Annotated in this window: 7 protein-coding genes and 1 tRNA gene; 6 read left to right on the top strand and 2 right to left on the bottom strand. The window is 43.1% G+C overall.

Annotated elements, in window-relative coordinates:
• The first annotated feature begins 129 nt into the window (after positions 1–129).
• The gene (gene glnA / locus BZL35_RS01750; RefSeq protein ID WP_106182304.1) at positions 130–1,545 is read left to right on the top strand and encodes a type I glutamate--ammonia ligase; all 1,416 of its coding nucleotides are present in this window, start codon (positions 130–132) and stop codon (positions 1,543–1,545) included.
• Between the two features lie 276 nt (positions 1,546–1,821).
• A complete protein-coding gene (gene rfbD, locus BZL35_RS01745) occupies positions 1,822–2,703 on the top strand; it encodes a dTDP-4-dehydrorhamnose reductase (protein ID WP_106182302.1) in 882 nt (293 codons plus the stop codon).
• Positions 2,704–2,759: 56 nt separating this feature from the next.
• Here the strand turns inward: rfbD and xth are convergent, their stop codons facing one another.
• Entirely contained in the window at positions 2,760–3,542 is a 783-nt protein-coding gene (xth, locus tag BZL35_RS01740; RefSeq protein ID WP_106182299.1) for an exodeoxyribonuclease III, read from the bottom strand.
• 586 nt (positions 3,543–4,128) lie between these two features.
• Between xth and BZL35_RS01735 the strand changes: the two genes are divergently transcribed.
• The 3 genes from BZL35_RS01735 (at position 4,129) to BZL35_RS01725 (ending at position 6,146) form a co-directional block, all read left to right on the top strand.
• A complete protein-coding gene (locus BZL35_RS01735) occupies positions 4,129–4,722 on the top strand; it encodes a DNA-3-methyladenine glycosylase I (RefSeq protein ID WP_106182296.1) in 594 nt (197 codons plus the stop codon).
• 17 nt (positions 4,723–4,739) lie between these two features.
• Positions 4,740–5,594, top strand: coding sequence for a 23S rRNA (adenine(2030)-N(6))-methyltransferase RlmJ (locus BZL35_RS01730; protein ID WP_106182293.1), 855 nt, complete (start codon positions 4,740–4,742; stop codon positions 5,592–5,594).
• Positions 5,595–6,061: 467 nt separating this feature from the next.
• A tRNA-Leu gene (locus tag BZL35_RS01725) sits at positions 6,062–6,146 on the top strand.
• A 210-nt stretch (positions 6,147–6,356) separates the two neighbouring features.
• On the opposite strand, the gene pgi is transcribed toward BZL35_RS01725, so the two are convergent.
• Positions 6,357–8,009, bottom strand: a complete 1,653-nt coding sequence (gene pgi, locus BZL35_RS01720; protein WP_245916320.1) for a glucose-6-phosphate isomerase — start codon at positions 8,007–8,009, stop codon at positions 6,357–6,359.
• A 952-nt stretch (positions 8,010–8,961) separates the two neighbouring features.
• Here pgi and purL point away from each other — a divergent pair.
• Positions 8,962–12,999 (top strand): phosphoribosylformylglycinamidine synthase, encoded by a 4,038-nt coding sequence (gene purL / locus BZL35_RS01715; RefSeq protein WP_106182291.1) that lies wholly within the window; start codon positions 8,962–8,964, stop codon positions 12,997–12,999.
• Positions 13,000–13,038: the final 39 nt, after the last annotated feature.

Below are 13,038 nucleotides of genomic sequence, written 5' to 3'. Positions count from 1 at the left end.
ACTACCATGTCATGGTCTTCAAGAGGTGAGTTGATGTCTTGCTTTTAAAATTTATAGAATATGTGAGATTGTGATCGTTCGGTTGCTTAATCTGCCTAGAACCCTGGGCTGGATCTTTCGGGAGATATTATGGGCAAATCAATAGCAGATGTAATCAAGTTGATTAAGGAAGAGGATGTCAAATTTATTGACTTCCGATTTACCGATACACGTGGAAAAGAGCAGCACGTTTCGGTACCTTCATTACATTTCGATGCGGACAACTTTAAAACTGGACATGCCTTCGATAGCTCATCCATAGACGGTTGGCAAGACGTTCAAGTTTCAGATATGTTGCTAATGCCAGATCCTAACAGTGGCTACATTGATCCATTTTATGAAGAAAGTACATTAGTATTAGTTTGTGACGTAATTGAACCCTCGGATAGTAACGCTTATGAGTGTGACCCGCGTTCGCTTGGTAAACGAGCAGAATTATATCTGAAGAGCACCGGTTTGGGTGATACGGCTTTCTTCGGTCCAGAACCAGAGTTTTTTATTTTCGATTCAGTTCAGTGGAACACCGATATGTCTGGAACTTTTTTTCGCATTAATTCAGAAGAAGCTTCGTGGTCATCATGGAACGATTTCAATGGAGTTAATACAGGTTACCGTTCGGGTGTGAAAAGTGGATATTTTTCAGTTGCGCCAGTGGATAAATTCCAAGATATGCGTTCAGAAATGTGTATATTATTGGAGCAAATGGGGGTGCCAGTCCAACTGCATCATCATGAAGTTGCCGTAGAAGGTAAAAATAAAATCAGAACTAAGTTTTCGACATTGGTTCAACGGGCTGACTGGACTCAGATTTTGAAGTATGTTGTCCATAATGTTGCGCACAACTATGGAAAGACAGCTACGTTTATGCCTAAGCCGATTGTTGGCGATAACGGTTCAGGTATGCATATTCACCAGTCTGTCTGGAAGGATGGTAAAAACCTTTTTGCGGGTAATGGTTATGGTGGGTTGTCAGAATTCGCGCTGTACTACATTGGCGGTATAATTAAACACGCGCGCTCCCTTAATGCCATCGTGAATCCGTCGACGAATTCGTATAAGCGCTTGCTTCCACACTTCGAAGCACCTGTAAAGTTGGCGTACTCAGCCCGTAATCGTTCAGCATCGATTAGGATTCCTTATACAGCCAATCCCAAGGACTGTCGAATTGAAGCTTGTTTTCCTGATTCGATGGCTAATCCATACTTGGCTTTTTCCGCTATGTTGATGGCTGGTCTTGATGGTGTGCAGAATAAGATCGATCCGGGTGAAGCTATAGATAAAAATTTGCATGATTTTCCGCCTGAAGAAGATGCAAAAATTCCAACTATTTGTTCGAGTCTTGAACAAGCTTTGAACTATTTAAACGAAGAACGTGAATTTCTGACTCGTGGTGGTGTGTTTACCGATGCAATACTGGATTCATACATAGCACTGAAGATTGAAGAATCGCGTCGAATTTCTATGACAACGCATCCTCTCGAATTTGAAATTTACTATTCGTTATAAACTTCGTGACTGGTGCTTTTGGGATGATCTCGTAGATTCGATTTTTTCCTGTTTCCTATAGAACAAATACCAAATGTTATTTTGGTAGAGATACTTTTTATGACAATGGCTAAAATAATGCTTCCATTACATAAAAAATTGAAGTTTAGGGTAATCGACCAATGTCACTATCAATGATGAGTAAAATTTAGGAATTGGTTTTGGAGTTCCTATGTGCGAGTTTTGATGCTTTACCAAATTTTCAAAAAAATCTTTTGATTTGGAGTGGCGGCGTTAATGGTTAGACGAATTCTTATCACGGGTGCAACTGGGCAGGTTGGTTGGGAACTGAAAAGAACGCTGCAAGGCGTAGGTGATGTACATGCGCCGACACACACACAATTTGATCTTAATGATTTTGACAATATGGTGCGTGTGATTCACGCATACCAACCACATTTGATTGTTAATACCGCAGCATACACGGCCGTCGATCGTGCTGAGCAGTCACAGGAGGATGCATATCGAATTAACGGGGAGGCTCCGGGTGTACTTGCCGATGAGGCTAAGAAAATTGGTGCATTATTGGTGCATTATTCGACGGATTATGTTTTCGCTGGGACAGCTAAGATTGCATATCGGGAAGACAATGCTGCTGCACCACAGAGCGTTTATGGGCATACGAAACTTGCTGGTGAGGCTGCTATTGTTCAAAGCGGTGCTAATTACCTGATCCTACGTACCAGTTGGGTTTACGGTATGCGAGGCAATAATTTTCTACTGAAAGTTTTACGTGTCGCCCGTGAGGGGAGGGAGCTTCGAATTGTTGCTGATCAGATTGGAGTTCCAACGTGGTGTCGTACACTTGCGGAAATGACCGCACAGATCATTGTTCAGGGTTTTCGTGATGGCGGAATCGACCCTAATTTTTGGCAGGTTAATGGAGGTATCTATCATCTCACATCGCAAGGCCAAACCTCTTGGTATGGTTTTGCTAAAGCTATACTTTCTCGTACTGCATTCTCGATACAACCTGTAATCAACTCTATTAGCACTGCTGATTACATATCGGCTGCAAAGCGGCCTGCCTATTCTGTGTTGAATACCGATAAGCTTGCTCGAACGTTTGGGTTACGTGCACCTCATTGGTGTGCTGCATTGGATCTTTGTTTGCGATAAATAAAGGTATTTAGTTTTTGTGCTATCGAAATTTTTTTGTACGTTTTTTGCTTGACTTAAAAATATTTGAGCGTTGTGATGACAGGAGCATGATCGGAGGGTTTTTCCCATGTGCGAGGTGTTCGATCAACCTTGCAGTCGATACAAACTTCGGTGAGTGCTTGACTAAGGAGGATATGGTCTATGCGCATGCCTGCATTACGACGGAATGCGTTCATTCGATAGTCCCACCAACTGAAAGTTTTTTCTGGTTGTTTAAATAAGCGAAACGCATCGTGTAGGCCTAGGTTTTCTAAGCGTGAAAATGCCTTGCGTTCTTGTGGTGACACAAGATTTTGTCCTTCCCATTTTTGTGGGTCGTGTACATCACGATCTTCTGGTGCAATGTTGTAGTCACCGAGTAAAGCTAAGCGGGGGTATTTTTTCATTTCTTCAAATAGCCAATAAGTTATGGCATTCAGCCATTTCATCTTATAGATGAACTTCTCTGATTCTAGAGATTGTCCATTTGGAAAATATCCGCAAACGATGCGTATCCCGGCAACCGTGACCGCGATAAGACGTTTTTGATCATCCTGAAAATTAGGTAAGTTGTGGATAACATCAGTCGCTTGACCTATACTTTTCTGATTGATAAGGATTGCAACACCGTTATAAGTTTTTTGTCCCGTGAAGTAAGCGTTATATCCTGAGTTGGCAAGTTCATCGATTGGGAATTTTTCATCGCTCAACTTTAATTCCTGAAGGCAAAGTACATCGATTGAATTGAGTTTTAGCCATTCTTGTACGTGTCTCAGGCGGATTCTGAGGGAGTTGACATTCCAGGTTGCAATTTTCATAAATTGATGATTTTTTCTATGATCCGAATCTGCTTATTCTTGTCTTGCTACCACTATGGGGCTTATGCCGTGTTGATGTAAAAAACATGGTAGATTTTTAACGTGCTATGGGTTACCTTGTGCGGCTAACCTAATTGACAGGGATCGGCTTGATTCACTGACATTGGGCCATACCCTCTTGCTTTTTTAGATGGATAGTTGCATATCTATACGCATTATTAGCCAGCTTGACTATCAATTATTTTTCCAGAAGAGTTTGAAGATTAATCATATATGTCCCACATTGTCTTGATTTTGTAGGGGGATAAAATTTTTTGGAAATGCAGGGAGTTATTAAGTTACTTCAGAGTTCAGATATTAGCAGGTAGTAATTGATTCTCTTTATGAGTATGCAGTGGAAAATGGATGGCTATCGTCGAATAGATGATGTTGGAACACTAGTTAAAAGAGAATAAAAAGGCAGTCTTAAATTTTTCGTTAATATATAGAGTAATAATTTTTCGGGGCAATTGTGAATGGTGTTTTTCCATAAAGCAAGAGCATATATATACACGGGGAGAGTTTTCTAACAGGTCCGGGATAAAAAATGAAACGCTGTCCATGGAGTGAGGGTTTCAAAGAGTATAGACAATACCATGATGAGGAGTGGGGTGTGCCACTCCGTGATTCTCGGATGTTATTCGAGCTATTAATGCTTGAGGGTGCGCAAGCTGGGCTTTCGTGGGCTACTATTTTGAAGAAGCGTGATAATTATCGTCTGGCATTCGACAATTTTGACCCTGTAAAGATTGCATCTTATAAGGAAGAGGATCAAGCTCGCCTGATGAATAATGAGGGGATAGTACGTAATAGTTTAAAAATTTCTGGAGTTGTGAAAGGCTCAAATTCTTATCTCGCCTTGCAAGCGCTGGGTATACGATTTGAAGATTTTGTTTGGCAGTTCGTGGGTAATAAGCCGATCCAGAATTTCTGGAGAAAACTCGATGAAGTGCCTACTCGCACATTCGAATCCGATAATATGAGTTGTGCTTTGAAGAAAGTGGGCTTTACTTTTGTTGGCTCTACCATTTGCTATGCCTTTATGCAGGCGAGTGGTATGGTTAATGACCATCTTATTAATTGTCCTTGGCATCAGATAGTTTCATCCACTGATAGCCATTTGGTTGCCAACTGCAATTGATGAATTAGGAATATTCCATGTTTAGTTATCGCCATGCTTTCCACGCTGGCAACCATGCTGATGTACTCAAGCACATGATTTCTATCCAGTGTATTGATTATATGCGGCAAAAAGACAGTTCTTTCTGGTATATCGATACGCACGCAGGTGCGGGCGTTTATGCTCTCGATGGACACTGGGCTGAAAAAACAGCAGAATACGAGACGGGTATTGCTCGCTTGTGGACACGTAAAGACTTGCCGCAAGCCCTCAAGTCCTATGTTTTTTTGGTTCGTAAATTTAATAAAAATGGGCAATTACGTTATTACCCAGGTTCACCATATTTTGCTTTGCAATTGCTGGGTGACGGTGATCGGTTACGGTTGTTTGAGAAGCATCCGAAGGAAAATCGCATTTTATCTGAAAATTTTGCCATACAAGGAAAAAATGTGAAGCGTCGCACCATGATTTTTTTGGACGATGGATTTACTGGGCTTAAGGCATTGTTACCGCCATCGTCCCGCCGTGCATATACGTTGATCGATCCTTCCTATGAAGATAAGTTGGATTACGGTCGGGTGGTGAAAACGTTGCAAGAAGCGATCAAGCGATTTGCTACAGGTACTTATGCTATTTGGTATCCCAAAATTCAACGTCGAGAGGCAGTACAATTAACGGAAAAGCTAAAGCGTTTGCCTTTGAAAAATTGGTTGAATGTATCGATGACAGTTAGCAGTCCGAAGCAGGGTGAAATGGGCTTGCATGGTAGTGGGATGTTTATAATTAATCCGCCGTTTACATTAATGATGATCCTAAAGGAAACTATGCCATGGTTGACAAAAGTTTGTAGTCAAGATGGGAAAGCTGAGTTTGTGTTGGAAGGCGAAGGATGATCACGTTAGCGTAGACGAATCAAGAGCAAATGGCCTTGCATAACTTTACTATGTGTTATGCTGAGTGAGGGTTATAGCTGTTGATTTATCTAGCATTACATATATTTTTTGATAGTTACTGCCTTACCCTTTAAAATGAATCCATTCACTATGGACATCTTGTGGAGATTCTTTTCATCTACACAAGATGATTTGGACTGTATTCCTGTATTCAGATCTCATCAACTTTCGCCAAAATAATTTCCTACAGCCGAGTGTTTCTCATCTTAATAGCCGTTTCAGTGGCACCGATGGGTCATTATCGTAATGATATGCTTACTGATTTTGGATGGATTGGATATTAGTAAAATATTCCCGATGCAGTAAAAGATTCATACTAGATATTTTCGTATGTAGTTGACATGTTGTATTATATTAAGAATAATTTACACTTCTTCATGAGTCAATTCTGAAGAAGTCAGGATAGGGCCCAGATGGCGGAATTGGTAGACGCACTAGTTTCAGGTACTAGCGGGTAACTCCGTGGAGGTTCGAGTCCTCTTCTGGGCACCAGGTAAGAGTTTCAAGAAAATAAAAATACCAGATAACCATAAATGGGTTTTAGTGGAATTGGTTTTCTATGCGCCACTAACTAACGAATATTATTGTGCTGTCTGGCGAAATAGCTCTTTGATTGGGGTCAAACTTGTTAGCATCACCAGTTTTTGTCTTTTACTGCACATATTAGGTAATAGATAGGTTATATCATTTTATTTTGTATCTTTAGGTCTGATTAAGAGCAGCAGCAGCTCGGCGTATTAGGGACTCAGTTGAAGCATCGTGCGTTCCGTGAGTTAATAAGTCAAGTGAAACAAGTGCAGGCTCGATGGCAAAAGACAAGGTTTTCCCTAATTCGACGCCCCATTGATCGAACGGATTGATGTGCCAAATTGTCGCTTGCACAAAGACTTTGTGCTCATATAACGCGATTAATGCTCCCATCCGCTCAGGCGTCAGCGCATCTATAAGCAGGGTATTGCTTGGACGATTGCCTTCGAAACAACGTTGTGCCGCCAATGAGCTTTTCGCTTGAACTGATGTGTCTATCGATCCTCCTAGCATGAGTGCTTGACTTTGAGCAAAGCAGTTGGCCAGTAGTTTTCGATGATGAGTGTCGTAGGGGTACTGGGGTGTTAGTACAGCGATAAAGTCGACTGGTACCAGCGAGGTGCCTTGATGTAGCATTTGAAAGTAGGCGTGCTGACCATTTGAACCTGGTTGCCCCCAAATGACTGGCGCCGTTTGCCAGGCGACGGGTCGTCCATCAATCTGCATGGATTTTCCATTACTTTCCATATCCAATTGTTGCAAATATGGGGGTAGATGTAAGAGGGCATCTGTGTATGGGGCAATTGAAAGCGTTTGAGCATCAAAAAAGTTGCGGTACCAGATTCCAATAAGCGCAAGAAGGACGGGCATATTAGCTTCGAGCGGAGCATCATGGAAGTGCTGATCCATCGCATGTGCACCTGCCAGCAATGCATCAAAATGTTCAGGACCTAAGTACAGCATAATGCTGAGTCCAATCGGTGACCAAAGGGAGTATCGCCCACCAACCCATTCCCCAAATTCAAAAACGTGATTACGGGTGATTCCGAAAGCTAAGGCTGCATCAACATGATTTGATACGGCAACAAAATGTTGTCCCACTTCTTGTTCTGGAATACCTTGTTCAATAAACCAGGTACGCAAAGTGTGAGCATTAGTCATTGTCTCCATTGTCGTGAATGTTTTTGAGCAAACGACGACGAGCGTTGCTTCGGCGTCTAATTGAGGTAGAGTGCGAGCTAACTCAGTGGCATCGATGTTAGCGATGAAATGCATAGTCAGTTGTGGCGAACCAAAGGGAGTTAATGCATCACACACCATACGTGGTCCGAGGTCAGAGCCGCCAATGCCAATATTGACAATATGCCTGATGCGTTTACCTATCGCCCCAGGCCATGTCCCATCACGTACTGCATATGCAAATTTTCTCATGCGTGCAAGGCTACTGCGAACCATGTCGCTGACGCTATTTGGAAGATAGCGAAATGCACTATCGTCAGGGGCACGTAATGCAATATGTAAGGCGGCACGGTTCTCGCTAGTATTGACTGGGGCTCCATGCCACATTGCATCACGCCTTGCTACAACGTCACAATCACGAGCCAGCTGAGCTAGTAGTGTAATAGTTTTATCGGTGATACGATTCTTTGAGTAGTCGAGATATAGGCCTGCTGCTGATAGGGAAAATCGCTCAACGCGACTCTGTGAACTAGGGGAAGAAAACCAATCGCGCATATGTTGTGTGGCGATTTCAGTGCGATGTATGGAAAGTTCATGCCATGCAGGCAAATGATCCAAACGGAAAGGCGTCGAAGACGTTATAGCCACTGATGTTAATCCAATACGGTAGAGGGCCGGTAATCGTTAGGCACAATAATTGCAGTATAGCTGTATAGTCAATCCATTTACTGGGTCGGCATACATGAAGTGCAGCACTATACTCACTTGAATCTACTACATTTTTAAAATGAATAATTTGTAATTGAATCTCATACGGAATGGTAGATTTTGAGGTTAATAATTTTCATCCGGAATGGAATCTAATACTTGAAAACGTGAGTTTTGATTGAGAGGAATCATAGGGTTGGTAGCTCAATTGAAAAGCCGACGTAGACACGGGGCCAGCATCACCATGTTCCATCTGTCAAAGAAAGTACGTGATGAGAATGTCGATGGACAACCCTTTTAGGTCGTTGGGGCTATTTTCAATTCTATGAAGGTGGGTGATTGGAATTTTTGGCATGAATACGCGGCCGTCTGAGTGTATTTTAATTCGGTATGATCACCAATGTAGCGGGAATTTTCGATGTTTTATGCAAATCTTTTTATGCGAATCTTATGTCAAGATTCGATGCAGTGTGGTTGACTTAGATAAATTTGATAAGTCCCATCATATCATCAACCAATGCAGGCTGATTTGGCATCAGTATTTTGATTCATTTTTAATGAACTTGTACATGATTTTTGACCATAAAACAGAGTTATTGGAAGACTTAGTATCGTGTTGCATTTTTTGATGTATGCACTGGTGGGGTGACAATGATGCCTTTGGGTTGCGTCAGTTTGTCAACATGGGTGTCTTATGTTGTATTTTTACTAGATGTTGTCGCTGTAGTGATTTGTATCGATCTAAACTGATTGTGAGATTAAAATCATTAATCACTATTCAGTGTTTATATCTGAGATATAAACTTAGATGCGGTACAATCAGTACTGTTTTTTCTGGGATCTTCCATCAAGTGTTGACCTTGCCAACAGCTATACGTCTTCTATCTTTTCCATGACTCAGATTGCCTGCTTTCCCGGCGCTGTAGCGCTCTCCGAATCCCGCCTGAAACGTTTTTTGCAGATCTTGCAAGAAATTGATGATTCTATCGTTCGTATTCATGCGCGTTATGTTCATTTCGTCGCCAGTACGGAGTCACTTTCTTGTGAGGATGTTGATCGTCTCAATGGACTGCTTACCTACGGCGAACCTTCTACAGACAATACTGAAGGTGATACGCTGCTTGTGATTCCCCGGCTCGGTACGATTTCTCCGTGGTCAAGTAAAGCAACTAACATTGCACACAACTGTGGCATTGTTCACGTGCACCTTATTGAGCGCGGGATTGAATTCAAGCTCACTCTGAAGGCAGGATTATTTGATTCTAAGAAAAAACTATCGTTTGAAACACTTCGTCGAGTTTCTTTTGCTTTGCATGATCGTATGACGGAAACAATCGTTGCCAGTCGGAAGGATGCAGAAGCCTTGTTTGCCGAATTGCCTCCTAAGCCATTGCTTACTGTCGATGTAATTGGTGCTGGACGTAGTACACTCGAGGTCGCGAATCGTGATTGGGGGCTCGCCCTGGCGGACGATGAAATGGATTATCTTGTTGATGCTTTCGTTGGTCTGAAACGCAATCCGACCAATGTTGAGTTGATGATGTTTGCGCAGGCTAATAGCGAGCACTGTCGCCACAAGATTTTCAATGCAAGTTGGACGATTGATGGTGTAAAACAAGAAAAATCATTGTTCCAGATGATTAAGAATACTCATCAACAGCATCCGACAGGTACGATCGTCGCTTATTCAGATAATGCTGCGGTTATGGAAGGTGCCTCTGTTGAGCGTTGGTATCCTGGTAATGCTGGAAGTGGTCGTCTTTATGGCCGCAGCCTTGAGTTAATACATACCTTGATGAAAGTAGAAACACACAATCATCCAACTGTAATTTCTCCATTTTCTGGTGCAAGTACAGGAGTAGGGGGAGAAATTAGGGACGAGGGTGCAACTGGTCGTGGTTCGACACCGAAATGTGGACTGGCTGGTTTTACGGTATCTAACTTGACATTGCCTGGCGCACTCGAGATTTGGGAGAACGATGGTGATGTCACGATTCCGTTGTCATTACGCGAATCAAAAGATCATACACAAGTGTATGGCTATCCTAGTAACATCGCATCTCCACTACAAATAATGACTGAGGGTCCTATCGGTGCCGCTGCGTTTAATAATGAGTTTGGCCGTCCGAATATTGGTGGTTATTTCCGTACTTATGAGCAAAATGTAGCAGGGCGTATGCGTGGTTATCACAAGCCAATCATGATTGCTGGTGGTATGGGAAACATCTCCGCCAAACATACGCATAAGGATGATCTACCAGCTGGTACGTTGTTGATACAAATTGGTGGACCAGGAATGCGTATCGGTATAGGCGGAGGTGCAGCTAGTTCGATGGCTACGGGTACTAACATTTCAGAGCTTGATTTTAATTCAGTCCAGCGTGGTAATCCAGAAATTCAACGTCGGGCACAGGAGGTAATCAACTGGTGTTGGGCACAGAGTGATCAGAACCCCATTCTATCTATTCATGACGTAGGTGCAGGTGGATTATCGAATGCTTTTCCAGAGCTCGTTGATGGTGCGGATAAGGGTGCATTATTTAATTTACGTAATGTGCAACTCGAAGAGTCTGGCATGTCACCTGCTGAAATTTGGAGCAACGAAGCACAGGAGCGCTATGTATTGGCGATTGCGCCGGATAATTTTTCTGTTTTTGAGGCAGTGTGTAAAAGGGAGCGCTGTCCGGTAGCAGTGGTTGGGGTCTCTACGGATGAGCGTCAATTAAGACTTGTTGATGCTTTGCATCCTGAGTTTCCAGACCCTGTGGATATCCCGATGGATATATTACTGGGTAAACCCCCACGGATGCATCGTGATGTTAAGCGCATTATCCCTGTGTTCCCTGACGTTGATCTGACTGGTTTGGTACTTGATGATGTGGCACGTGCTGTGCTGCGGCATCCAACGGTAGCTTCAAAGTCTTTTTTGATTACGATCAGTGATCGAACAGTAGGAGGGTTAACTACTCGAGATCAGATGGTTGGTCCATGGCAAGTGCCGGTCGCGGATTGCGCTATCTCTCTGATGGATTATACGAGTTATCGTGGGGAAGCAATGGCCATGGGTGAGCGTACTCCACTGGCTGTGATTAATCCTCATGCATCAGGCCGCATGGCTGTTGGAGAGGCGATCACGAATATTATGGCAGCACCAATCATCTCATTGGATCAATTAAAACTTTCCGCCAATTGGATGGCTGCTTGTGGGAGTGAAGGCGAGGATGCAGCCTTGTTCGATATGGTCAAAGCGGTTGGTATTGAACTATGTCCAGCATTAGGTATATCGATTCCTGTTGGGAAAGACTCGTTGTCCATGCGTACACAATGGCAAGAAAATGGTCAACTTAAGGAAGTTGTCCCGCCCGTTTCATTGATTGTCTCAACGTTTGCCTCTGTTGAGGATGTTCGTTACCAATTGACACCGCAGCTGCATAGCATTAAAGAAGTTGGTGAAACAGTCTTGATCGCGATTGACCTTGGTCGGAACCAGTATCGCATGGCTGGTAGCATTTTGGCGCAGGTTACGCAGCAGATTGGTAATGAAACACCAGATGTTGATGATCCAATTGACCTCAAATATTTTTTCAATGCTATTCAGTTATTGAATCGGACCGGTAGGTTGCTAGCTTACCATGACCGCTCCGATGGCGGACTTTTTGTGACCGTTGCAGAAATGGCGTTTGCCGGACACGTTGGTGTTTCGCTAAATATTGATATCCTCACGATTGATAAGGATTTTGAATCAGATTACGGTGACGCTAAAGATTGGGTGAAACAAACGATTGGTCGTCGTGAAGATAAAACATTACGGGTATTGTTTAGCGAAGAGCTGGGAGGTGTGATACAAGTTCGCGCTGAAGATCGTGATGGTGTATTACAAGTTTTGCGTGAAAACGGCCTAGCGGCTTGTAGTCATGTGATTGGTAAGCTAAATACAGGTGATGTGATTGAGATTTATCGTGATGCCAAGAAAATTTTTAGTGCTCCACGTGTTGAATTGCATCGCTTGTGGAACGAGGTTAGCTGGCGTATCTCCAAGCTGCGAGATACACCAGCGTGTGCTGATGCGGAATTTGATGCCCTGAATAATACATCAGATCCTGGCTTAAGTTCGAGACTTACCTTTGATTCTAGGGTGGACATTGCAAAACCTTTTATCTCCACGGGTGTACGGCCCAAGCTCGCAATTTTGCGTGAGCAGGGTGTAAATTCTCATCTTGAGATGGCTTATGCATTCGACCGTGCAGGATTTGCAACATATGACGTACATATGAGCGATTTGCTCAGTGGTGAAGCGAAACTTGTTGATTTTCAAGGTTTTATTGCCTGTGGTGGTTTCTCTTATGGAGATGTTCTGGGTGCGGGGGAAGGTTGGGCTAAAACGATTCTCTTTAATTCAGCGCTGGCAGATCAGTTCTCGGATTTTTTTAATCGTCTTGATACCTTTGCCCTTGGAGTATGTAACGGTTGTCAGATGATGAGCAATTTATCCAATATGATTCCTGGAGCAATTCATTGGCCGAAGTTTACGTTCAATAATTCGAAGTATGAGGCACGTCTAGTACAGGTCGAGGTTCTTGATTCGCCTTCGATTTTTTTCAGCGGTATGGCAGGTACGCAAGCACCAATCGTAATTTCTCATGGTGAGGGTTTTGCAAATTTTAATCTACAAGGTGATATTGAAAATGCTATCCCAGCACTTCGTTTTGTGGATCACCATGGAGTGGCTACACAAGTGTATCCATTCAATCCAAATGGATCGCCTCGTGGATTGACCTCGTTCACCACATTAGATGGCCGTTTCACGGTCATGATGCCTCATCCAGAGCGAGTCTTCCGCACAGTACAGATGAGCTGGGCACCGAAATCATGGGAAGCAGATACCCCATGGATGAGGATGTTCCGTAACGCGCGCTGCTGGATTGGCTAACGTCGAGCTGTTTAGCGAAGTATTTTTTAACCTTAACTT

It is taken from the genome of Candidatus Pandoraea novymonadis, from assembly GCF_003004665.1.
Classification (GTDB): domain Bacteria; phylum Pseudomonadota; class Gammaproteobacteria; order Burkholderiales; family Burkholderiaceae; genus Pandoraea; species Pandoraea novymonadis.
The sequence above is the reverse complement of the archived record's forward strand: the minus strand, read 5'-3'. Positions and strand labels throughout refer to the sequence as shown.